Genomic DNA, 23768 nt, shown 5'->3' with positions numbered 1-23768 from the left:
CGAGCTGAACCGCCCAATAGTTCCAAAAAAAATTCCCCTTAGAAAGGGGATATACATAGGTTATTTTTTTAAACGGCTTTTACTGTAAAAGTAAACAAAGATATAACTGAACACCAGCCCTGCACCTAAAACAAGCAGTGAATAGAACCATTCAGCCTTAAGTAAAATGAATAAAGAAAAAATAAAGGATTGAACCACTAATACTAACATTAAAAGGAAATGGAATGAGGCTGTTTTCTCCCTCTGTGAAACCGGATATAAATCCACCCAAAGCTTATTTTGATGGTGATTCCATAATGGCAGCAATTGAAACCCCGTTAAATATAAAAATAAAACTGTCAGCAAGAGTTGTCCGATTCCGGATGAGATAAAATAAATGGCAAGAACACCAATAACAGTCAGCCGGACAAACAAACCCAGATAGTCAGATGAACGTAAAAAAGTCCTGGTAAACAAATAAAGGTAGGTTTTTTCTTGTGAAAATGGTATTTTACTGATCAAGAAGTCAAGATATTTCCTTCGTTTAACCGTTTCTTTTAATTTTGGTACATCCGTAAATAAATTGGCCAGTCGATAAAAAGAAGACATCCTCTTTTCTTCTGACGCAATTAACTGATCCCATTTTAACCCCATTTTTGTCGTTCTAACGTGAAAGGAGTAATAATAAAGGACCATAATGAATCCGATTATAATCAGGATAAAAAGATTTGCCTGCTTAAACATGAGATAAGTAAACACGGCATTTATCAAATAACGAACTAGAAAATCCCAGCGGTGGACAGATGTTTCCACATAAAATTGAATTTTCCAAGTTGCAGCTAAATTCCAAGCCTTTATTAAAAGTAAAACGAGAAAAAACGGGATAAACAAGCCGAATCCATTTCCACTAACCTTCGCATAGATCGGCATTAAGACAGCTGAAACAAGTAAAAGGATATACCCTTGAAACACTATACTGCTAATCCCTGAACGGAGGAAATATCCTTTTAATTTCTCCTCTAAAGGAAGTAAAAATACCTTGTCTGCCTCAAGTAAAAAATTATAAACCGGGCTGTATGTAACGAAAATACTAATAAGAACCGCTATTACCAGCGCAGCCGGGAAATTCGTGGAAAGAGTTTTAATCCATTCTTGATAATAAAATGCGGCGGTTCCAATTAAAAATAATAAGACAATCACTAGATGACCGTTAAAAATATAACGCAAATATCTTCCTAAATCCTTCATTCGACCGCCGGCACGGTCCCTCCAGAGTTTATTTTCATCAAACATAATTTTCTTCCTTTGTTAATTGAATATACAAATCATCTAAAGAAGCTGTTGGCATCGAAAATTGTTCCCTTAATTCAGAAAGTGTTCCTTTGGCACGAATTTTCCCTTCATGTAAGATGACAAAACGGTCACAATACTTTTCAGCTGTTGCCAGAATATGAGTCGACATTAAAATTCCTGCACCATTTTCTTTCATCTTCTTCATTAAATCAAGAAGTGATTGAATCCCAAGGGGATCGAGTCCAACAAATGGTTCGTCCACGATGTATAGGGATGGCTGAACTAGAAAGGCACACATAATCATGACCTTTTGTTTCATTCCCTTTGAAAAATGTGCTGGAAACCACTTCAAACGTTTTTCCATCCGAAATTCTGAAAGTAATGGAGTAATCCTCTCTTTATAGGTAGATTCATCTAACCCATATGCCATTGCAGTTAACCTCAAATGCTCATCTAATGTCAGTTCTTCATATAAAATAGGTGTCTCTGGTACAAATGTAAATAAACGGCGATAAGCTTCTTTATTTTCTATAAAGCTTTGACCATTAATTTTAATGGTTCCTTTATGGGGCTCCATTAGACCAATTATATGTTTAATGGTTGTACTTTTCCCTGCCCCATTTAACCCAATTAGACCAACAATTTCTTTTTCTTTTACATTAAAGGTAACATCTTTTAAAACCGGATTTCTTGTATATCCACCGATTAGATGATCAATAGTTAATAAATCCATTTAAAACGTCCTTCCGTTTCAAGTATATCGCGATGAGTAAGTAGTCTCTATATAACCCAAAACGCCACCAAACATGAATCTCTATATTAATTTTAACAAATAACACCAGTAAAAAATAGAAAATCAAATTTTCTTTTCTTTTTTGAATAAAACTTTTGCAAACGGACATCATAATATTCGAAGGGGAAATAACTTACTCCGATGAAGTGATTCATCAAAATTTGAGATGAGGTGTCTGCTAAAGACAATTTCCTTTCAAACAAGTGAGCTTCTATTCGTTTCAAATAAGGGGATGGTTGTATTGTACAATGTGCATGGTAACCATTTAGAGTTCAAGTAACACCACTGTTTATCTTAAAAAAATAAACGTCAAATGAGGTGTTTACCGCAGATCACAACCCGTTTTTAAAGGTTAGGTAACCAATAAAAACAAATAGGGGATGGTCAGCTTGAACAATGATGTATCTTTATAAAAAAACACTCTACGAAAAATGAGGTGTTTATCAAAGAACATTCCTGAATGAACGCAGTTTTGAAGCATTCCCCTTCGGGAAGGCAGGATTCCACGCGGATCCTGCCTTTTTCTTTTTAGCTTAATCATGGTAAAATAATACAAACATTTTAAAAGGGGCTGTATGATATGAATGATTGTATTTTTTGTAAAATTGTCAATGGAGAAATTCCGTCTGCCAAAGTTTTTGAAAATGAACATGTTTTAGCCTTTTTAGATATTAGTCAAGTAACAAAAGGGCATACCCTCGTAATACCTAAAATACATAAAGAGAACTTATATGAGTTGACACCTGAAATTGCCAGAAATTTATATGAAGTAGTCCCTGCTATCGCAAATGCGTTAAAGAGAGAATTTAATCCTATCGGGTTAAACTCCATTAATAATAATGGTGAGCATGCGGGACAATCCGTTTTTCACTTCCATTTACATTTGATTCCGCGCTATGGAAAAGGTGATGGTTTCGGTGCGGTTTGGAAGAATAATCAAAATGATTATACCCCACAAATATTACAGGACATGGCCGCAAAGATTCAAAAACAACTCTAGCTTATTTAAAAGCCGAAAACCCGAGTTTTCAGAAAATTATTTCTTTAAAAATATTATCGTAATATGGTATAATGAGAGTAAGTTTTTCGCTGCAGGCAATGAGTGCACTGCAGGAGAAACAAATAGCTTAGGATAGCAGAGGAGAGATGAGAAATGAATACAAAAAATCTTGTTGTTTTAGCACTTTTAGCGGGGATGGGGGTCGTCTTGCATACAGTTATGCCAGCGTTCCTAAGTATTAAGCCTGATATGATGCTGGCAATGATGTTTTTAGGAATTATTCTTATTCCGGAAATTAAAAGTGTCATGCTGCTCGCAATTGTAACTGGTATATTATCTGGCATCACAACTAGTTTTCCTGGTGGTACAATTCCGAATATCATTGATAAGCCAATCACTGCATTAGTCTTTTTCGGTTTATTTTTAGCCTTAAACAAATATCGAAAATCAATTATTAGTGTGGGAGTCTTAACTGCCATCGGAACATTGGTATCAGGAAGTGTATTTTTAGGTGCTGCCTTCTTTATCGCAGGCTTACCAGCCCCTTTTACAGCGTTATTTGTAGCAGCTGTATTACCTGCAACTGTACTAAATACGGTCGTTATGGTTATTTTGTATCCAGTAGCTCAATCTATTGTTAAGAGAACTAAATTAACATCGGCTTCCGTGATTCAGAAATAATTCACGGAATCTTTTAAGAAAAGAACCCCATGGGGTTCTTTTCTTAAATACCTTTATGATAAATACGAGAGCATTACCGCAACTAACAGAAAAATACTGGCTAATCCGGCTAATCCGGCAGCCCTCTTCTTTAATACTTGTTTAGGTGGATATACACCTGGTCTTTTTAATTCAACTAAATATTTAAGTGTGGTAAAGAGCAGGATCGCACTTAAAATAAAAAAAGCCAATGCTGCAGTTTTCATCCCTTTATTCCCCCTACTTAGAATCATATCGAAAAATAGCTGTAACTATTTATATGATTTATTGTCCATTCCTATGAACTGATGAGTGAACGGGAAATCGTTAGAGGGAGTTCTAATATCAATACTCACTTCAATTTTTTGAATGATGCCTATTTGGAGGAAGTAAGAAAAATGAAAGTTAAACCATTTCTATACGGATTTATCACCGGTGGAGTCACAGCTGGAATTAGTATTTTACTAACCGCACCGAACTCAGGCAAAGTAACCAGGGGTAAAATTAAGAAAAATACACAAATTTTATTAAATCAGTTAGAAGTCCTAAAAGAGAACTTATTGGAATTAAAAAGCTCTGCTCTCAATGCTACAAAGGAAGGCAGAGCACAAATATCAACCTTATTAACAGAGGTTAAGATTGTCCTTGGACAGTGGGAGAAAGACGTACAACCTCAGCAGCTGAAAATACAAAAAGAAATAATTGAAATGAAAACAACGATACAAGAATTAGAGGAAGAAATTTCAGATTATAATAAATAGTCTAAATTAGAATCTATTTAAGCTGTCATTTTAGGAGATATTACATCAAAACATAAAAAACAAGATAAAAATTGTGTGATTTCTAAAAATTTTGTGAATTTATACTTTATTAATTTTTATTTTATTGGCATAATGAAAATAGAGAAATTAAAAGTAGGTGAAAATGGGGATGACTGAGAAACAATATTCGTTAAAGGAAGCGATGATTTTTAGTCAGCGAATAACACAGTTAAGTAAAGCGCTATGGAAATCAATCGAAAAAGATTGGCAGCAATGGATTAAACCCTATGATTTAAATATTAATGAACACCATATTCTCTGGATCGCATATCATTTGAATGGAGCTTCCATCTCTGACGTTGCAAAATTTGGAGTCATGCATGTCTCAACAGCTTTTAATTTTTCAAAGAAGTTAGAAGAACGAGGATTGCTGAATTTTTCAAAAAAAGAAAATGACAAGCGGAATACCTATATTCAACTGACTGAAAAAGGTGAAGAGATTCTGCTTCAATCAATGGAAACTTATCAGCCAAAGGGGAATGCTGCTTTCTCTGGCGCCTTACCGCTTCGAGACTTATATGGCAAGTTTCCGGATATTATCGAAATGATGGCCATTGTACGCAATATTTATGGCGAAGATTTCATGGAAATTTTCGAACGATCTTTCCATAATATTGAAAGTGAGTTTGTTGAAGAAAATGGCACATTAAAAAAGGCAAAGAAAACGGAACAAGAATTAGTTTAAACAAACTGTATATTATAGGGATTTTTGTATCTCCTCAAAAAGGGGTTTGTACAATTGTTGCCGTAAGCAAGCCTTCACGACCTCTTCAATTTTTAAATTAGCTGGTAACGCAGTGGATAATTGATTAAGAAGCGGATGGAAATGAACGAAGCCTTCCGCTTTTTGTTTTGCCAGTTTCATGCTCAACTTGTCACACAAATAGTAAAAATCATTGACCTCCTGCTCAGAAATACCGTTTTCTATAATTAACCGATAAAAATCATAATGGGGATGGTTCAGCAACTTTATTATTAACCTCTGATGAAATTCAAGAAGATGGATCTTTTGCAAAAGAAAATCCTGTTCATACATACTAAACGCCTCTTTTCTATACCTTAATTTACCTATGTTCATTATTCACCTTTTAAAGAGATGGGTAAACCTTTTTTATCGTATAATACACAAAAAAAATTGCAAATATTTAGACTCCATGAAATTATAAAACTTCCATTCTTTTTTACTATCTTTTTTTTATTTTTTTTGATATTGTATATAGAAAAGCGCCAGCATAGTTTAAGGTATAACACAGTTAAACTAAAAACATCAATTGCTAAAAAAATATAAGTAAACCATCTAGGAGGGAATCATCGATGATCTCCATTTTTATTGTCTTCGCTATATTTATTTTATTCTATGTAAATAAAATGACCAACTCCCTGTGTATACAAAAGGATATACCGGAAGAGAACCAACACAAAGTATTCCGTACGATTAATGTGCTCATTACCATTTTATTGATTTCTTCCTACTTGGAAATTCTATATACATAAACCATAATGAACTTTAGGGATATGTAAAAATAAAGATTTAGAGAAAAAAGCGAAGCGATGAGGTGATTCTCATCGCTTTTTGGTTTATTCTTCTTTCTTAGTAAATCCAAGATGCTCCAATGATAATCAATAAGATGAAAAGGACTACAATTAATGCAAATCCTCCACCGTAACCTGCTCCACCAGACATAATTTAACCTCCCATCAACGTCATTTTGTTTTAATTAATAAACCCAAGAAGCCCCAACAATAATCAATAGGATGAAAAGGACTACAATTAGAGCAAATCCTGCTCCATAACCTCCACTCATCATAAAACCTCCTTTTTCATTTGCTAAGATATACTATTCATTAGGGTTTAATTTCGTTTAGGCACTTAGCTTATTTTTATGGAAAAGTCCAAGTTGTATATTTTATTTGAAATTTCGCTAAACGCTTACTTTTATTTTTGCAGCAGTACCCATTTATGTTATAGTAATCATTGTGGACAAACCTTTTCACAGAATTTAACTATTTAGGAGAGATTTCAGCATGAAAAAATGGATATTAGCTCTAACATTGGCTGGAAGTGTACTTGCTTTAGGTGCATGTAATCAAACGAGTTCTGAAAAAGTGGCAGAAAGTAAAGCAGGAGATGTTACTCAAGAGGAACTATACAATACTATGAAGGACAGATACGGTCAGCAAGCCCTTCAACAACTTGTATATGAAAAGGTGCTATCTAAAAAGTACAAAGTAACGGATGCAGAGTTAAATGCAAAAGTGAGCGATTTAAAAGAACAGCTGGGTACAAATTTTGATGCTACTCTTGCCCAATATGGTTATAAAGATGAGGCAGATCTGAAAAAAACCATGAAACTTGGAATGTTACAAGAAAAAGCAGCAATGAAAAATGTTAAGGTAACAGATAAAGAATTAAAGGATTATTATGCATCTTATCAGCCTGATATAAAGGTTCGCCACATCCTTGTTAAGGATGAAAAAACAGCGCTCGACATAAAAAAACAGCTTGATGGCGGCGCAAAATTTGAGGATGTTGCCAAAAAATCTTCAACCGATACGGCTTCTGCTGCAAACGGCGGTGATTTAGGCACCATCAACAATACAAATAAAGACCAATACGATGCTGATTTCATAAAAGCTGCATATGCTCTTAAAGTAAATGAAATTAGTGCACCAGTTAAAACACAATTTGGGTATCATATCATTCAGGTTACTGAGAAAAAAGAGAAAAAGTCATATAATGATATGAAGAAAGATATTGAATATCAAGTTAAATCATCTAAATTAACAAGCGATGATATTAATAAAGCCATGCAGAACGAACTTAAAGCAGCAGACGTCAAAGTAAATGACAAAGACTTAAAAGATGCTCTAAATGCTACTAAGACTTCAGCGCAATAATAACCAAGTATGATATGTTGAACTTTTAACACAGAAAAGCGGAATCTCCGATTAGGAGGTTTCCGCTTTTTTACATTTTATTTTGGTTTTTTAACTGTGCCACTGCCGCGTCTCTTATTCGCCTGTTGCTTTCAATTCCTCTCGCTTTTCCTTCTCATGCTCCAGTCGTTTTAAATAAATTTCCCCTTCACGCTCGATACTTTCCATTTCAACTTGCCGTTCTTCCCGTCCCGTTTTAATCGCCATTAAGGCACTAATGACTATTCCTGCGACTACTGCATAAATCCAAATAGGTATCATCAATGTCCCCTGCTCCCTTCGCTAATGTTTGTCCACACTCGATTTCCTTTACTACAACATATTTCGTCGAAACATAAAATATTCGTTTGTTCAAAAAAAAATAACCCGAATTGGGTTATTTATGGAACACTGGCTTATAAAACGCTCGGTTATCTAAAGCAAATAGCCGGTCAGTATACTCCCCTGGCTTGACTCTTTCTAAGGCCCGATCGAGCATGTTCATTTTTGCATCAAGATTATCTATATAATGAAGAATTTCGGCTTCCTTAATTAATGGAGGTTTCGGACTACCCCACTCTGCTTTACCATGATGACTTAAAACCATGTGCTGGAGAATTAAGACTTCTTCCCCTGAAATACCTAGTTCCTCGGCTGCCTTTCCTATTTCGGTAATCATTATGGTAATGTGACCAAGTAAATTTCCTTCAATTGTATAAACTGTAGAAATTGGACCTGATAGCTCCATAACCTTTCCCATGTCATGCAAAATAACTCCGGCATAAAGTAAATCTTTATCTAAACTTGGATATAAAGTTGCAATTGCTTTGGCTAAGTCCAGCATACTAACAACGTGATAAGCAAGCCCTGAAACGAACTCATGATGATTTTTCGTTGCCGCAGGATATTCTAAGAAAGCTTTTTGATGCTTTTTTATTAAATGACGGGTGATCCTCTGGATATTCGGATTTTTCATTTCAAATATATATTGAGTTAACTTGCTCATCATTTCTTCCTGACCAATAGGTGCAGTCTCAAGAAAATCATCAAGTCTTACACCATCAGAAGGCCCTGTTTTTCGGATTTGGCGAATTTTCAACTGACTTTTACCACGGTAGTTTTGGACATCCCCTAATATTTTTACAATTGTCTGTGCAGCATAGTTCTTTTCATCTTCAGCCATAGCATCCCAGAGTTTTGCCTCTATTTCCCCGCTTTGGTCTTGCAGAATTAATGTCAAAAATGGTTTACCATTACTGGCAATCCCTTTTGTCGAACTTTTTATAAGAAGGTATAGTTCAACCTGTTCCCCAACATCATACTGTAAAACACCCTTGCTCAATCTCTTCACTCTCCCTTCCGATAATTAGAGTATACCATATCCAGCTAGTACTCTATGAAGTAATCTGAACAGTACCTTTTTCCAAACAAAGCACATTTTCCTTTTCGAAATTTGATAGTAAATGGTGATGACAGGTGAAAAATAGAATCTGATTTTGTTTGAAGCTACTAAGAAGTTCTATTACTTTTTGCGTTCTCTTCGCATCAAAATTAACAAAGCTATCATCGATTATAATCGGAAACTGATACTTTTCATACAGAGTCGTAGCCAAGGCCAAACGAATGGAGACATATAACTGCTCAGTTGTCGCCTGACTTAGTTCATTGGCTTCAAAGACAGTGTGATCATTCCGTTCAACTAGGAAACCTGTCCCTGACTTCTGCAAATGGATTCGATTGTAAATTCCATCTGTTAAAAAATACAGATACTCCTCTGCCTTAGAGAGCATCCTTGGCAAATGCACGTTTTTATATTTATCAATGGTTTCCATCAATACCTCTTGTGCCAAACGATAGACAGACCATTCTTTAGCTGCTTCTGTCAATTCATAGTTCTTTTGTTTAAATTGATGGAGAATATCAGAGTATATTCCCCCCTCCTCGAGAACTTGAATTTCAAAATTAATGGCAGCCATTTGGTCTTGGTCTTTTTTCAACTTTTCTTGTAAATGTGTTACTTCGAGTTCCCATTGCTTTATTAATTCCGCACTGTCAGGAACGGATAAAAAGCCTTCTTTATCCTCATTTGAGAGTAAAGAATATTGTAACTGGTTTTGCAGTTGACGGTGTTTTTCTAGCAGTTCTTCCTTCTTTTTTGCCATTTCACCCAATTTATAGAATTGCTGTTCCGAATCTACTCTGGCACCCAGTAAGAGTTTCGTATGTTCGGTTTGTAAAAGTTCTAGTTCCTGCACTTTCTGATTCAAATCTGCTTTAAGTTCTTCTAGCTTTAGGGCTCTCTCTTTGCTCATGATTAGTTTCTCATGTTCTTCCTTGAGTTTGTTTCGTAATAAATAGGCAGAATTATGTAATTCAAGGCCTTTTTCTTGTAAAAAGCGGGCTTCAAATGTTCTTAGACCTTCCTCTACTAAGGAATGTTGTTGATTAATTTCTTTTATCCTAAGTACAAACTGACTTTTCTCTCGACTTATGGATTTATATTGTTCAATAAACTCGAAAGCCTCTGCTAGGAAGCTGTTTGCAATATATTCAGGGATATTTAATTCTTTACTTATGGAGAGAAGCTTTTCTTTATTTTGCTCTGCTGCCAATTCCCAGTCTTCAAATTTAGAAACGATCTTCTCATATTGGGATTGCTGCTGCTTTAGCTTCAGTTTTAAAAATTGCAGTTCCTGATGCTTTTGATTATCAGCGATTAATTGATTCTCGAATGATTTAATATTGAGATACTCAGTTGTATGAAGCTTTTCTTGCAATGTTTTTTCCTTTTCTTTTAAGCTATTAATCAGTTGCCAGATGTTGTCCTCTTTAGTCTGGTTTGCTCCTTTTACTAAAAAGAACACAATACCAATACAACCAACCAGTCCAACAGCTAGCAGGAACCATTGCTTGGTTAATAACCCATACAAAAATATACCGAATAAAATAAATTCAAAGAGTAGCAACTGAAGCTTCCGATCGCTCTTTATCTTGTTTTTTACTGCTTGTTTTCGCTCATGCTCTTGTTGATAGAATTCTATCTTTTCTTGTATCGATTTTATTTCCCACTCAAGGCTCTTTTTATCACTCTTCTGATTTACTTGCTCTTCGAGGAATAATCTCTCTTTTTGCGGTAGAATCTTACCCTCAGCAGCACGAACCTCTTTTTCTATTTCATCCAGTCCCATTTTTTCTTCTTGGTAATGATTTTCTAATTCGTCCTTTACTTCTTCTAACTTTTTCTTTTTACGGGTAACCATTTCTACTTGATTTTTCATGTAGATATTTGTATTAATATTGAGGATTTCTTCTTCAGATAATGGCAAATGAAGTTTTTCTCTTGTTATCAAAAGCTTCTCTTCATATTCTGAGAGTTTCTGTTCCGTTTGCTGTTTTTCCATTCTCAATTGTTCCATGATTGGAACTTGGTCAAGTAATGTTAAAATGGAGGGCTCGTTTTGAAGAAGCTCAGGATTAGGTTTAATCCTGGCTATTTCCTCCTGTAAACCCTTTACTCGATTAGTGATACTGGTAATCTCTGCTTTATAGGGATGGATTAGTTGATTTAATTTTTCGATTCTTTCCACTCCACGGACTGGAAAGTCGATTTCACCTAACTCGTTTAACTCTTTTTCTGTCCAAATATTTTCCTTAACAACCGATTCAATTCTCTTCCATTCTTTTATTTTATTGATTTTTTCTCCGGTTTCCAGAAGCATACCATTGATTCGATGGATTTCTTGATGTATCTTTTCCTTCTTTTGATTAAGTTGTTCGTATTCGTTATTTTTGGCTGCAGCCTTTTTTAATTGCCCTTTTAATTCATGAAGTTCCTGCAATTTTTCGTTGAGGATTGGTTTCTTGCCTGATGGCTTAAAACGAACATCTAGTTCTTTTTGCAAAAAGCTTTCCGCTTTAGATAGCTGCTCAGTGCCCAAGGTACCGGCAGAAAATAAAAATTTGCCAATCTCTTCTCCCTTCATCTGATGGATGTTCTGGAGCCCTTGTAGGTTAAAGGAGAAAACGGATTGGAACAAGCTTCTATCAAAGTTTCCCAGTAATTGTTTTAAGAGCTCTTCACCACCGACAGCTCCACTATCCATTATGACATTTACATCTCCTGCAGCTTTCCCCTTGACACGTTCAATCACAGCGTACCCATGCTCTTCGTGAAAAATTCTAAGTTTACCACCGTACTTAGTACTATGTTTTGGTTCATAGCGCAGCTCGGTTGACTGTTTAGTAGGAAAACCGAATAAAACCCCATGTATAAAGGCCATCAAGGTTGTCTTTCCTGCTTCATTCTCGCCATAGAAAACTTGAAAATCTGAAAGAGACTTTATTGTTACATTTTCTAATTGGCCGTACCCATATATGTATATTTCAAGAATTTTCATGCCTCTCCTCCTTTAATTTTGGCTCTGTTTTAATTCGGTTGTTAGTTTCGGATGTTAGTTTCCGCTCCAATCAACAGTGTATAAAAACAAAAACGCAATTTATCAGAGCCCTTATTTTAGGCCTGATAAAGTAATTCAATTAATAATTTTTCTGCTTTCTCTAGCAACTCATCCTTTTCTTCCTTTATTAAATGTGGTAAGTATTTTCTCCCTAATGGATGCTCAAAAAGGAGTGCTAAAGCTTGGTCGATTTGGTCAAACTGATCAATGGTCTCAAATAGTTCTCCATAGAAATTGGCTTCTGTTTTTATTTTTTCTTTATCGATAGGCAATTTTTCTGTTAATTTCAAGTCCGTCACCCAAACAAAGGCTTCTTCTTCACTCTCATCTTCTAATAGAAGTTCAAGCAATTCATTATCAATGCTTTTTTGTTCACGAACATCGGCAAGCTGCGTATTTTTCAACAAAAGGGTTAGCAGTGTTCCAGTATGTTCCTTTCTAAATCCATTAATGGCTGATTGGCATAAATGAAAGAGATCGTCGAAACTAACTGCTGTGTCAGCATCAACGATTTGTTCCTCCCAAATAATATCGGAAGCCTCAATATAGTTCATTGTTGCATCAGAGTCTGTAAAGGTAACGTGATAAAAGCCTTTACTTCCTGACTCTTTTTTATTTCTACCTTGAATATTCCCGGGATAAATAATGGGCGGGTTCAAAGACAATTCAGCACGTTTATGGATATGCCCCAGTGCCCAATAATCAAAATTTTTCTGGACAAGGTCCTTTACTGTAAATGGAGCGTAATTATCGTGTTCTGTCCCGGAGCTTTCATTGCCATGGAGGATACCGATATGATAATCAGCCCCATCTTTTTTTTGGTACTCATCGATTTTCCGCTCAAAAACATGTCTTGTTCCATAACTAAAACCGTAGAGATGAACAATTTCACTGCTTTTTGTCTGAAGCTCCATTGTTTCAACCTTGCTGCCGAAAACATGAACATTTTCTGGCATGTCAAGGTGCACCCAAGAACCGTTTAAATGGTCATGATTACCATGTACGATATAAACAGGGATATTTTCTTGATTAAGTTTTAACATTTCCTTACGAAACCGCGCTTGGGCACGTAAACTGCGATCCTCGCCATCAAATATATCTCCAGCAATTATGACAAAATCCACTTGCCGCTGAATCGCAGTAGCTGTCAGCTTTTTCAATGCAGCAAATGTACTATCTTTAACTCTAGTGAAGATATTTTCCGGCAAATGCTTTAGCCCAACCATTGGACTATCTAAATGAAGGTCGGCTGCATGAATAAATGATATCTTTTTCATAAAATATTCCTTTCACCATCTTTTCTCCATTGTAGCACCTTTATCCCAAAAATGCGAATGCATGTTCTGAAATAAAAGAGTCTTACCAAAAGTGGTAAGACTCTTTTACTCTTATTCGTTTTTTGTTAATTGTAAGGCCTTTTTAATGTCTTTATAGGAGTTAGATTTTCCATACATTAAGACACCTCCGCGGTATACCCGGGCTCCAAATATAGCAAGTATTGAAATGGTTGCAATAAGGATGATTATTCCTATGATTGCCTCCCAGGCCGGTATCGTCAGCATACCTACACGCAAAAACATGATCATCGGTGTGAAGAAAGGAATATAAGATGTTACCGTAATAAATGGAGCGTCAGGCTTGCCAAGACCGAACATGGCAATCATAAATCCAGCCACAACTAATAAGGTCATCGGTGTAATCATCTGCTGTACATCTTCAATCCGGCTGACAAGCGATCCCAAAAAGGCGGCGAGTGTCGCGTAAAGAAAATAGCCGAGAATAAAGAAAATGACCGCGTAGACGATTGTCCCAGTAGGAATTCCTCCAAACCCGTACACACCGAAAAAGCCATCCTTTAATGATTCCATATTTCTCGTAAATGAAAAATAACCCACCAACAAGAAAGCAGCTAATTGCGTTAGGCTTAATAATCCAATTCCGACTATTTTTGCAAACATTTGTTTAATTGGTGATACACTTGAGATTAATATCTCCATAACGCGTGAAGATTTCTCGGTTGCAACCTCCATCGCAATCATATTGGCATACATAATAACGGCAAAATAAATAACAAATAACAAGACATAAACTAAACCTCTTGCCTGGTTTAATTCTTCCTCTGTTTTGGCATTTTTCTCAAGTGCAAATTTCTTGAATGAAACGGGTTCATAAAGCTTTTGGAGCTGCTCTGGCGCCAGGTTAATTTGTGAAGCCGCAAGCATCGTCTTGAGCTGCTGCAAACCTGTTTGAAGATCAGTATATAGGGTTGAATCTGCGATACTCATGGCTTTGTAGGTAGCTTCAGGTAACTTTTCGCCGTTCACACCCAGTTGAATAACCCCTGCATACTCGCCTTTATTGACCAGTTTTTCCGCTTGTTCTTCACTGCCCTTGAAAAAAGTCAGTTGAATCTCTTTATTAACCTTTTTTACTTGCTGCTTATATGGCTCGTAAAGCTGGCCGGTGCGGTCGATTACTGCCACCTTATCCTTTCCGCCGTTTTTATCAAATAAATCTATGATATTATTAATATTTGTGATTGCTAAAACAATGACTATGGTTAATAACGTCGTAACAAGAAACGATTTCGTTTTGAGCTTGTTAAGATAGGTATGAAATAAGATAATCCAGAAACTATTCATAGGAATTACCTACTTTCTCAATAAAAATATCATTCAATGAGGGCTCTTCTAGGGCAAACTTGCGAATAAACCCATAATTAACAATTTCTTTAAGGATTTTTCCCGCAATATCCTCCCCTTCAATTTGCAGGTGTATACCCTCCATTGTCTTTTTTGATTTAACTACCCCAAGGAAATTCTTCAATGAGTCTAAAGAAAAATCGGCATGGATCACTAAATTCTTTTTGCCAAATTCACGTTTGATTTCCTTCAACGATCCACTTACGACCGGGCTTCCTTTATGTAAAATGCATAGATGTTCACACATCTCCTCCACATGCTCCATCCGATGACTTGAAAACACAATCGTTGCTCCATTTTCCTTCAAGGTTAACACCGCTTCTTTTAGCATTTCCACATTAACAGGATCAAGTCCGCTGAATGGCTCATCTAAGATTAATAATTTAGGTTTATGGACGACCGCGGCAATAAATTGGATTTTCTGCTGGTTCCCTTTCGAAAGCTCTTCAACCTTCTTATTCTCATACTCTGGGATCCTAAAACGCTCTAACCATGATTTTAATTCAACTAATGCCTCAGCCTTTTGCATTCCTCTTAATCTAGCTAAATAGACAATTTGATCACGTACTTTTAATTTAGGATATAAGCCTCTTTCCTCAGGCAAATAGCCAACCAGATGGCTGGTGGAATAATCAATTGGCTGGTCATCCCAAGTAATACTGCCGGCTGAACTATCCAGCAGTCCTAATACCATTCGAAATGTCGTCGTTTTTCCGGCTCCGTTTGCCCCCAAGAAACCAAACATCTCTTTTTCCGGAATCGTTATCGATAAATCATTAACAGCTGTAAATTGACCAAACTTCTTGGTAACATGTTCAAGTTTGAGTACCAAATTACGCACCCCTTTCTTTCTTTAATACGAATATACCATAATTTGGTTTCAGAATATTTTTTTTGAAAAATTTTAAGAATTGTGTGAAAATAATATAAAAGTGAAAATGGCTGCATTTTTAAATGCCGGTACCTAGTAATCATTGATGAATATGGAGGAATATCGATGAAAACGTATAAATTAACAGCCTTCGAGGCAAATGGAGACAAATTATTAGATGAGAGCCTTCAAGCTGAAAATGATGAGGCAGCAAAGAAACAGGGAGAGCAGCTATTGCAAGTGAAGCAGTTGCTAGAAAAGACACACCGATTAACCTCACCCAGCGGCAAGCTTTTACTATTTCATTCCTAAAACAAAGAAGCCCAGAGGCTTCTTTGTTGTTTTATTTTCCTATAAAATTCGGCTTTCTTTTTTCGATAAATGCTCTGATTCCTTCACGATGGTCAAGTGTTTCACGCATTTTTTGCTGGCCGTATTTTTCTAATTCCAGCACTTTAAGTAATTGTGGACGATTCTTCTCAGCCATTATCTTTTTGGTTTTAATCATCGCCTGAACTGGCCGGCTCAGCCAATCTTGCACCCTTTCCTCTAGCGTTTCTTGTAGGTCGCTTTCAGCTACTTCTTGGATTAATCCCCTTTTAAATGCTTCGTCAGCACTTAACATTTTTCCGTCCCAAATCACCTGCTTAGCCATTGTCTCTCCTAATCTTTTTTCCAAAAAGAAGTGTGCCCCGCCATCAGGTATTAAGCCAATACCAATAAAATTCATCGCCAACTTACTAGTTTTGTCTGCAATAATATAATCAGTCGACAGTGCTAGACTAAATCCTAACCCAGCTGCTGCACCAGAAATGGCACTAATAGTTAGTTTTGGCAGGCTGTACAAGGTAATAATTAATTCGCTAATACAATCCATTACAGGAAAGAATTCACTTTCATTCATATTGGACAGCATAGTTTTAATATCTCCGCCGGCGGAAAAGGCTCTTCCTTTTCCTGTTAATACTAAAATATCAATTTCATCTGAATCACTAATTTCCTTCAGCTTGTAAACCAGCCCTTTGATGACGTCCATATCCATGGCGTTTAATGCCTCCGGCCTATTTAATTCAATGGTGGCAACACGGCCATTCACACGCAAATTGACCTTATCCGTTTGAAAATTAATTGACATGGGATATTTCCTCCCCTTTTTTATTCATTCACTTTCATTATATATGGAAATCCGTGGAATAAAAACAAGCTTTCAAAATATATTGAATTTTTCGCTAGAGCAAAAAAAAACTACTTAAATTAAGCAGGAGACCCTTTTTCTGAGAATAGTTCATCTAAAAACTAAACTCTCTTAAGAGTACAAAATCAAGAAAAGGAGGTCAATAAGGTGGATATTGGGATTTAGAAGACATAAAAAAGAGATATCAAAGCTATTTGCCATGATATCTCCTTTTATTTAATTTTTAATAATCTTCATTTTTCTTAAAAATTCAATTGGCTGCTGCTTGCGGAAGTGTTCTTTTACCATATAGGCAACACCATGTTCGTTTTCTGACCTCGTTACCCAATCGGATGCCTTTTTTACCTCAAAGCTGGCATTCCACATTGAAACTCCTAGACCCGCTGCCTCAATTAACGGGATATCATCAAGACCATCACCAATATAGACCATTTCACTTTGCTTGATCCCTAGCTGATTGCCTAAATACGATAATCCCGTTAGTTTGGAAACACCAGCTGGAACAATATCAAGTCTAAGTGAATCCAATTGAATCACGTCAATCTCTGTATACATTTTTCTTAATGCCTGGATTGCATCCTTAAGGTCCCGTTCATCTTCAAAATACACTTCTATTTTAGGAGTTGTGACCGGCTGGTCGTGTAGATAGTCACTTAAGGTAGGCACAAACTGTTGGGAATAAAAAACGGGGTCTCCTGATGTAAACACTGTTTTGGCTAGTAGTTGATTATTAAGCTTTAATTTATTTGCTAATGAGAATTGCTCATGGACTAGCCTAATTTGACAAGGTAATCCCTCTAGAAATCGGATCGTATCATACGTAATGTCCTCATTAATTCTTTTTACATAAACGGGTTTTTCCGCAGTACTTGCAATAAACGCCCCTTGGTGGGTAATAAGTGGTGCTGTTATTTTTAACGCTTTTGCCACCTTCTTAGCAGAAGGGAAGCTCCGCGATGTCACTAATGTCACATAGATTCCTTTTTGCTGAACATATTCAATTGCTTCCTTTGTTGATTTATGAATTTTCCCGTTTGATTGTAGAAGAGTGCCATCAATATTTAGCGCAAGCAAGCGATAAATCATTATGTTGCCCCCTGTTCTTGGTGAAATGCCTTTATATCACTTTTATGACCTTTCACTAGTATATAGAACAGAAAAAAGAAAAGCGGAAGCGCCTTGAACAGGGAAAAAGAAAGCCTTCGGATTTAGACCGAAGGCTTTCAACTAATCTTACAGATTACCGTATAAATCTTCCAATGGTTTCATAATAACTTTGTTTAGCTCGCCAATCACCATGCTCATTCGCTGCTCTGCTTCCATTAACCGGGCTATTTTTTGATTCTGCTGAACTAGGGCCACAGTGGATTGTGCTTGTTGGACTTCTTGTTCAGAGATATTCTGGCCCATCATTTGTTTTTGCTGCAAATTCATTTGCATTTGACGGAACTGATCAAACATTTGTTTTGCTTGAGGATCTGTATTTACTTCCTTATAAGCCTGCTGTAATTGTATATACTCATTACTTTGACGAATCGCTGTCTCTAAAGCATAGGCGGAATCATATAAATTTACTGCCATTTGAGCCACTCCTTTTTGTATAAACATCTTCACAACTATAACAAACTATTCAATTAAATGCGAGAATGTTCAAATCACCATTTCTTAGGCATTTACATAAATTACTTATATCAACTTATGCCCAAAATCCAAGTAAATGAGGAGTGATTATGTCATTTCAATTAATCTCGATTCTAACCGAACCGATAAAATTGACAGGAAAAGATCAAAATGTTATCCAAATATCGGACCAATTGGTTAAGAAGCTTCAATTTAATAAGCATCGCACGATAAATATTTCAATTGGCAGAAAAACCATTCCAGCGTTAGTTAAAACCAAGGATATACCAGAAGATACGGTCTACTTTTCCGAAGATTTACTGAAATCTTTTTACCTCCCCATTCGCCCACATAAATTTCATGCAACGGTTCTCCCTGAAATTCAGACGTTAAAGCTTGGTCCGATTGTAGCTTTATTAACAGATTCAATTGAGATTAAAAACGAAGGACCTTACTTTCGCTCCATACATTTATTTTGTGAGGAACTTCAGCAAGGAATTAGTGAAAATGGTGGATTCTTCTATGTCTTTTCCTATGACCAGTTTTTAAGTCAAGGATATTACTTAGAAAATGGAAAATGGACAGCTGCACAACTGCCTGTACCAGATGTCATTTATAATCGCGTTCATTCTAGAGCTCTGGAGTACAAAATAGAATTTAAACATTTTCGGGAAAAAGTGAACCAACTTTTAATTCCATTTTTTAACGACCGTTTCCTTTCAAAATGGGAGGTATATGAACACCTGAAAGGCATTAGGAGTCTGGAGGCCTATCTTCCCAAAACTAAGCTTTTTTCGAAAGATCACTTTTATGAAATGGCACAATTATATGACACCCTTTTTCTAAAGCCAATACATGGAAGTCAAGGCCGAAATATTATTAAGATTAGTCGGGACCTAGAGACTCATTACTCACTTGAAACCTCGATGAAAACTGCCCCGGCTGAGAAAAGCGGAACGTTTACCTTGGATGAACTATTTCAACGAATTAAGCCACTTATCCAGAATCGAATTTATATTATTCAACAAGGTATTTCATTGATGACGTGCCAAACCTCTTCAATGGATTTCCGAGTTTTATGTCATCAAAATCTGGATAACATTTGGCGGGTGACCTCAACTGTCGCAAGGATTGCTGGAGAACAGGAATTTGTCTCTAATTTAGCAAGAGGCGGCACCCTTACACGGCCATTAACCGCATTAAGGAGCTGTATGAACAATAAAAATGCTTTAGAAGTACTAGCCCTAATGAAGGAATTGGCACTTGAGACTGCCTCCATTATTAGCCGAAATTCATCAAGCATTATTGGAGAACTTGGGATTGACATTGGGGTTGACCAAGAAGAAAAACCATGGTTAATCGAGGTGAATTCGAAGCCATCCAAAAACTTTGAGAATGACTTATCAAAAATTAGACCTTCTGCCAAGGCCATTATCCAGTTCTGTACCATTCTTGCATTTGAGACTGCTGTAATAAAGGAGGATATATAAATTGTTAACATTTGGAATTATGACATTAAATATGGAAAGTGAAAATGAATATATAAACGAGCTGGCCAACCGAGCCGAGTCATTGGAAATGGAGGTTTTCCGGTTCATCCCATCCAATATCAATCCCCATAATTTCCATGTTAATGGGAGGAAGTTTGACTCACAATCTAACACTTGGCTGGACTGTCTTGCACCTGTCCCAACCATTATTTATGACCGCTGTTTTTACGGAGAGGATAAACATTCCAAACAATGCCTGCCCATCGTAACCTGGTTAAAAAACAGAAATGATATTACCTTCTTAGGTTATGGCTTACCTAATAAATTGGAATTATATCAAGCGTTAAGAACGACTGCTCTTTCCTCCTATTTACCCTTCACACAAGCCGTATCAGATGTCGAAAGTGTTATAACGGAACTTAAACGAAAGAAAAAAATTATTTTAAAACCGATCAATGGTTCCCAGGGGTACGGTATTTACTATTTAAAGAGAAATGAAAAAACAATCCATGTTAAAACAGAAAAACAAAAAAGAATTATTTCACGGATTTTTCCGAACGAAGCAAAGCTTATACAATGGTTAACACTATTATTTAAACAACACCAATATCTATTACAGCCATATTTAGAATTATCAAACAATGAATACAAACCCTTTGATATCAGGATTCTCTTACAAAAGACTGAGCTGGGAATTTGGGGTGAACAAGGGCGGGGTATCCGGATTGGGACGACGGGTGGAATTCTATCAAACTTAGCTGCCGGAGGGTCCGTGATGAATTTTAAAGATTGGCTCGTTTCCCTGCCGCCGGCTAAAGCTGAATATATACGGCAGGAGCTTAATTATATACTCAATTGCCTCCCTGCTGCCTTAGAGAGTGCGTTTATGCCACTATTTGAAATTGGTGTTGATATCGGCATTGCCAAAGACGGATCCATCTGGATTCTTGATATAAACTCTAAACCAGGGAGAAAGGTGCTTTTATCTGCCAGACCTGAATTACAAGAGTCCCTATATACCAAACCTCTTCTTTACGGAAAGTACCTTTCAGAAATGGAGCAAACGGAAAGGAAGGTCTATTATGAGAAAACATTATCTCATTGAAGTTGCTCAAAATGATCAATTAGTTGTCTTTTGTCCTTCTAATTTTCTAAAACATAAACAGATTAAAAGAATTGCTTTTGGCTCAAACTCAATGGAGGTTGAATTTTTCCCACATCCAGATAAAAATGACCGGATTGTCATAAGCAGGAAAATCCAAGAGGCCATTCAGTTTCCGAATTTAAAAGTACCTTTACACGCCTTTCTAGAGGATGAGATTCTCTATATTGGTCCATTAGTAGGCATATTTACTGCCGGTTTTACATCATACCCCGAACAGCCTATTGGTGAACGCACCTTATTTTTTGCAAAACTTCTTTCTGTCAATCGCTCTGTCGGTGCGCTTGCCTTTATTTTTGGTGAGCAGCATATTCAATGGGATCAGGGAATGATAGAAGGTTACTTTTATCAGGATAACTCTTGGCAAACAATCGAAGTCCCTTTTCCAAATGTTATTTATGACCGCCTGCCAAACCGAAAGAGTGAGGAAAATCCAAAATTAATTAAAGTGAGAGAGCGTCTACAAAAGGAATATCTCATTCCTTGGTACAATCCAGGTTTCTTTAATAAACTTGATATTTATGAAAAACTGCACCAAGACTCATCTGTTACAGCTTACTTGCCTGAGACTTATCCATTTACGTCTTTTTCCTCGATCGAAACAATGCTTTCCACCTTTGGCCATATTTTTATTAAACCAAGGAATGGCAGCCTTGGTCATGGTGTTCATCAAGTCATTTATGACAAACACACGGATGATTATTATTGCCGCTATCAAGATGAAGAGGGTGTTAATCGTCTTCGAAAATACTCAAGCTTGGAACGTTTATTCCAATCAGTGTTTGCAGTTCAATCATTAGATAGAATGTTAGTCCAGCAAGGTATTCATCTGCTTAGAATGGATCAGCGTACGGTTGATTTCCGCGTCCATACTAATAAGGACGAACACGGTGAATGGCAGGTAACAGCCATTGCCGGAAAAATTGCCGGTCAGGGCAGTGTAACCACCCACGCACGGAGCGGCGGGGATATCAAAACAATTGGGGAAATTTTCCCCAAGGATGAAGCAGAAGTATATCGCGAAAAGCTAAGTAACGCTGCGCTCTTGCTAAGTAAAGCACTTGATAAAAATATTGAGGGTATAATTGGTGAAATTGGCTTTGATTTAGGAATTGACCGAAACGGGGATGTTTGGCTGTTTGAAGCAAATTCAAAACCGGGAAGGTCGATCTTTAGTCATCCGGAATTAAAAGAATTTGATTTATTAACCCGGAAATTATCGATTGCCTTTGCCGTTTTTTTAACAGAGCAGTCTCTAATACACCCAGAGGAATTATTTAAATGAAAAACAACGGCATACCATTGATTGGAATCTTAACAGCAAGGAAATCAGATGGAACCATAGCCGGTAACGGTCCGCTCTTTATAGAAATACAAAAGAAGCTTATTTCACTAAATGGAATAAGCTTTGTCTTTATACCCGAAGAGGTGGAAACTGATCATATAAGCGGCTATTGCTATTCACCTGAGGAAAGACGCTGGAAAAAGGAATCCTTTCCCTATCCAGATCTTGTCTATAATCGAATCCCATTTCGATCTTCAGAAAAGAAAGAAAAGAGCCAATGGTTATTTAAGCACTTGCAGGAAAAGAACATACCTTTTTTTAATCCTTGTTTTATCGATAAATACGAACTTTTTCAATTATTAAAAAAAGATAGAACCCTTCGAGACTATTTACCGGAAACCATCCTTGTTCAGAAACAACATGAATTATTAGACTTTCTAAAGAATTTTGGGGGCATTTATTTAAAACCCACGCAGTCCTCAAAGGGAAAAGGAATTGTTCGTTTAAGGCTGGATGGCCCTTCAGGCATTCAACTTAAAGGCATTAATAGACTAGAAACCTACCCATCCATTGCTCATTTTTGGGAGGAATGGGCCGAAGAATTATTTAAGAAACAATATCTAGCCCAGGAGGAAATACGCCCGGCGGAGTATGAAGGAAAACGTTTTGATTTTCGTATTTTAGCACACGGCAATCAGGATGGTTATACACTAACAGGAGTTGGAATCCGACTTTCCCAGGAGCAGGAAATTACAACTCATATCCCATTAGGAGGCAAGCTCCTTCCTTATCAGCTGGTTCAATCAAACGAGCATGATGAATTTATTCAAACCATTATTTCTACTATCGGCAAATCACTGTCCAGCCACTTGGGTTACTTCGGTGAGTTTACCATTGACGCAGGGTTAAGTAAAACAGGACGATATTATATTTACGAGGTAAATTCAAAACCGATGAGCTTTGATGAAGCCGATATTGAGGAAAAGAAAATCGAAAACCTGTGCCGTCTATTTCTTCAACTAATAGAAAAATCTTCTAAGATTTAAAAAAGATATCCATCCTCCTTATGACAAGATGAGTTATACTTATAATCATTTTTAAGAAGGATGTTTTCTCATGCTTTTACACACAATAAGAAAATAATCTCTTCTTGCATGGAGGAGAATATCCTCAGCGAAGAGGAATAAATGTTTGATGTCCATTTTATCTAAGGAAAGGGTGACTGGCATGAGTAAAGATAATATCACCAACACTGAATCTGCCTATGAAGGCAGAGAGAAGGCTTATGTAGATGTAGACCGTATGATTAATGAAGGATTGTCCGGCGGTTCAGTCCACGCCCGTAAGGATGCCGTTAATATTGAGGAAGCGCATGATCTTCCAAAAGAGCAACCACCAGCAGAAATTGAATAAGTGTGTAGTGGCTGTACCTAACAATTTAGCAGGTACAGCCATTTATATTTTATGCATTCTCGAACTATTGGT

Annotated in this window: 27 protein-coding genes; 12 read left to right on the top strand and 15 right to left on the bottom strand. The window is 36.6% G+C overall.

Annotated features, from left to right (window positions below; translation table 11 throughout):
- Positions 1–60: 60 nt before the first annotated feature.
- Entirely contained in the window at positions 61–1272 is a 1212-nt protein-coding gene (locus tag V7266_RS21090) for an ABC transporter permease (protein ID WP_335470614.1), read from the bottom strand.
- Positions 1265–2005, bottom strand: coding sequence for an ABC transporter ATP-binding protein (locus V7266_RS21085; protein WP_335470612.1), 741 nt, complete (start codon positions 2003–2005; stop codon positions 1265–1267). Before V7266_RS21085 ends, V7266_RS21090 begins: the two co-directional genes overlap by 8 nt.
- Positions 2006–2645: 640 nt before the next feature.
- Between V7266_RS21085 and V7266_RS21080 the strand changes: the two genes are divergently transcribed.
- Both V7266_RS21080 and V7266_RS21075 read left to right on the top strand, forming a co-directional pair.
- Complete coding sequence (locus V7266_RS21080) at positions 2646–3065, top strand: HIT family protein (RefSeq protein ID WP_335470610.1); 420 nt, start codon at positions 2646–2648, stop codon at positions 3063–3065.
- A 153-nt stretch (positions 3066–3218) separates the two neighbouring features.
- Positions 3219–3746: a tryptophan transporter gene (locus V7266_RS21075; protein ID WP_335470609.1), complete on the top strand. Its 528-nt coding sequence runs from the start codon at positions 3219–3221 to the stop codon at positions 3744–3746.
- A 53-nt stretch (positions 3747–3799) separates the two neighbouring features.
- Here the strand turns inward: V7266_RS21075 and V7266_RS21070 are convergent, their stop codons facing one another.
- On the bottom strand, positions 3800–3991 hold the full coding sequence (locus tag V7266_RS21070) for a hypothetical protein (RefSeq protein ID WP_335470607.1): 192 nt from the start codon (positions 3989–3991) through the stop codon (positions 3800–3802).
- 171 nt (positions 3992–4162) lie between these two features.
- On the opposite strand from V7266_RS21070, the gene V7266_RS21065 reads away from it, so the two are divergent.
- Both V7266_RS21065 and V7266_RS21060 read left to right on the top strand, forming a co-directional pair.
- A complete protein-coding gene (locus tag V7266_RS21065; RefSeq protein ID WP_335470605.1) occupies positions 4163–4525 on the top strand; it encodes a YtxH domain-containing protein in 363 nt (120 codons plus the stop codon).
- 169 nt (positions 4526–4694) lie between these two features.
- Entirely contained in the window at positions 4695–5270 is a 576-nt protein-coding gene (locus tag V7266_RS21060) for an HTH-type transcriptional regulator Hpr (RefSeq protein ID WP_335470604.1), read from the top strand.
- Between the two features lie 12 nt (positions 5271–5282).
- On the opposite strand, the gene V7266_RS21055 is transcribed toward V7266_RS21060, so the two are convergent.
- A complete protein-coding gene (locus V7266_RS21055; RefSeq protein WP_335470602.1) occupies positions 5283–5621 on the bottom strand; it encodes a DUF1878 family protein in 339 nt (112 codons plus the stop codon).
- A 278-nt stretch (positions 5622–5899) separates the two neighbouring features.
- Here V7266_RS21055 and V7266_RS21050 point away from each other — a divergent pair, with 278 nt between their 5' ends.
- On the top strand, positions 5900–6079 hold the full coding sequence (locus tag V7266_RS21050; protein ID WP_335470601.1) for a hypothetical protein: 180 nt from the start codon (positions 5900–5902) through the stop codon (positions 6077–6079).
- Positions 6080–6176: 97 nt separating this feature from the next.
- On the opposite strand, the gene V7266_RS21045 is transcribed toward V7266_RS21050, so the two are convergent.
- Together V7266_RS21045 and V7266_RS21040 are read right to left on the bottom strand one after the other, a co-directional pair.
- Entirely contained in the window at positions 6177–6269 is a 93-nt protein-coding gene (locus V7266_RS21045) for a YjcZ family sporulation protein (protein WP_205178909.1), read from the bottom strand.
- Between the two features lie 34 nt (positions 6270–6303).
- Positions 6304–6390 (bottom strand): YjcZ family sporulation protein, encoded by an 87-nt coding sequence (locus V7266_RS21040; RefSeq protein WP_180960339.1) that lies wholly within the window; start codon positions 6388–6390, stop codon positions 6304–6306.
- 220 nt (positions 6391–6610) lie between these two features.
- On the opposite strand from V7266_RS21040, the gene V7266_RS21035 reads away from it, so the two are divergent.
- A complete protein-coding gene (locus V7266_RS21035) occupies positions 6611–7483 on the top strand; it encodes a peptidylprolyl isomerase (RefSeq protein WP_335470599.1) in 873 nt (290 codons plus the stop codon).
- 114 nt (positions 7484–7597) lie between these two features.
- Here the strand turns inward: V7266_RS21035 and V7266_RS21030 are convergent, their stop codons facing one another.
- From V7266_RS21030 to V7266_RS21005, 6 genes are all read right to left on the bottom strand, one after another.
- Complete coding sequence (locus tag V7266_RS21030; RefSeq protein WP_335470628.1) at positions 7598–7783, bottom strand: sporulation YhaL family protein; 186 nt, start codon at positions 7781–7783, stop codon at positions 7598–7600.
- A gap of 115 nt (positions 7784–7898) precedes the next feature.
- Complete coding sequence (yhaM, locus tag V7266_RS21025; protein WP_335470597.1) at positions 7899–8843, bottom strand: 3'-5' exoribonuclease YhaM; 945 nt, start codon at positions 8841–8843, stop codon at positions 7899–7901.
- A 52-nt stretch (positions 8844–8895) separates the two neighbouring features.
- Complete coding sequence (locus tag V7266_RS21020) at positions 8896–11898, bottom strand: ATP-binding protein (protein WP_335470595.1); 3003 nt, start codon at positions 11896–11898, stop codon at positions 8896–8898.
- A 116-nt stretch (positions 11899–12014) separates the two neighbouring features.
- Positions 12015–13235, bottom strand: a complete 1221-nt coding sequence (locus V7266_RS21015; RefSeq protein WP_335470594.1) for a metallophosphoesterase family protein — start codon at positions 13233–13235, stop codon at positions 12015–12017.
- A 111-nt stretch (positions 13236–13346) separates the two neighbouring features.
- Positions 13347–14600, bottom strand: a complete 1254-nt coding sequence (locus tag V7266_RS21010; protein WP_335470592.1) for an ABC transporter permease — start codon at positions 14598–14600, stop codon at positions 13347–13349.
- Positions 14593–15492, bottom strand: a complete 900-nt coding sequence (locus V7266_RS21005; protein WP_335470591.1) for an ABC transporter ATP-binding protein — start codon at positions 15490–15492, stop codon at positions 14593–14595. Before V7266_RS21005 ends, V7266_RS21010 begins: the two co-directional genes overlap by 8 nt.
- A 165-nt stretch (positions 15493–15657) precedes the next feature.
- Here V7266_RS21005 and V7266_RS21000 point away from each other — a divergent pair, with 165 nt between their 5' ends.
- Positions 15658–15843 (top strand): YhzD family protein, encoded by a 186-nt coding sequence (locus V7266_RS21000; RefSeq protein ID WP_335470589.1) that lies wholly within the window; start codon positions 15658–15660, stop codon positions 15841–15843.
- Positions 15844–15874: 31 nt separating this feature from the next.
- On the opposite strand, the gene V7266_RS20995 is transcribed toward V7266_RS21000, so the two are convergent.
- The 3 genes from V7266_RS20995 to V7266_RS20985 form a co-directional block, all read right to left on the bottom strand.
- The gene (locus tag V7266_RS20995; protein WP_335470588.1) at positions 15875–16666 is read right to left on the bottom strand and encodes an enoyl-CoA hydratase; all 792 of its coding nucleotides are present in this window, start codon (positions 16664–16666) and stop codon (positions 15875–15877) included.
- A 276-nt stretch (positions 16667–16942) separates the two neighbouring features.
- Complete coding sequence (locus tag V7266_RS20990) at positions 16943–17812, bottom strand: Cof-type HAD-IIB family hydrolase (RefSeq protein ID WP_335470587.1); 870 nt, start codon at positions 17810–17812, stop codon at positions 16943–16945.
- A gap of 147 nt (positions 17813–17959) precedes the next feature.
- Entirely contained in the window at positions 17960–18307 is a 348-nt protein-coding gene (locus V7266_RS20985) for a YlbF family regulator (RefSeq protein WP_335470586.1), read from the bottom strand.
- Positions 18308–18456: 149 nt separating this feature from the next.
- Here V7266_RS20985 and V7266_RS20980 point away from each other — a divergent pair, with 149 nt between their 5' ends.
- The 5 genes from V7266_RS20980 (at position 18457) to V7266_RS20960 (ending at position 23696) form a co-directional block, all read left to right on the top strand.
- Positions 18457–19836, top strand: coding sequence for a YheC/YheD family endospore coat-associated protein (locus V7266_RS20980; protein ID WP_335470585.1), 1380 nt, complete (start codon positions 18457–18459; stop codon positions 19834–19836).
- A gap of 1 nt (position 19837) precedes the next feature.
- The gene (locus V7266_RS20975) at positions 19838–20941 is read left to right on the top strand and encodes a YheC/YheD family endospore coat-associated protein (protein WP_335470583.1); all 1104 of its coding nucleotides are present in this window, start codon (positions 19838–19840) and stop codon (positions 20939–20941) included.
- On the top strand, positions 20919–22283 hold the full coding sequence (locus V7266_RS20970) for a YheC/YheD family endospore coat-associated protein (protein WP_335470582.1): 1365 nt from the start codon (positions 20919–20921) through the stop codon (positions 22281–22283). The genes V7266_RS20975 and V7266_RS20970 overlap by 23 nt, the downstream gene beginning before the upstream one ends.
- Complete coding sequence (locus V7266_RS20965; RefSeq protein ID WP_335470581.1) at positions 22280–23329, top strand: YheC/YheD family endospore coat-associated protein; 1050 nt, start codon at positions 22280–22282, stop codon at positions 23327–23329. The genes V7266_RS20970 and V7266_RS20965 overlap by 4 nt, the downstream gene beginning before the upstream one ends.
- A 181-nt stretch (positions 23330–23510) precedes the next feature.
- Positions 23511–23696, top strand: coding sequence for a hypothetical protein (locus tag V7266_RS20960; RefSeq protein ID WP_335470579.1), 186 nt, complete (start codon positions 23511–23513; stop codon positions 23694–23696).
- Positions 23697–23768: the final 72 nt, after the last annotated feature.

Origin of the sequence: Neobacillus drentensis (assembly GCF_036965645.1) — a bacterium.
In the GTDB taxonomy this organism is placed as follows: Bacteria; Bacillota; Bacilli; order Bacillales; family Cytobacillaceae; genus Neobacillus; species Neobacillus drentensis_D.
The sequence above is the reverse complement of the archived record's forward strand: the minus strand, read 5'-3'. Positions and strand labels throughout refer to the sequence as shown.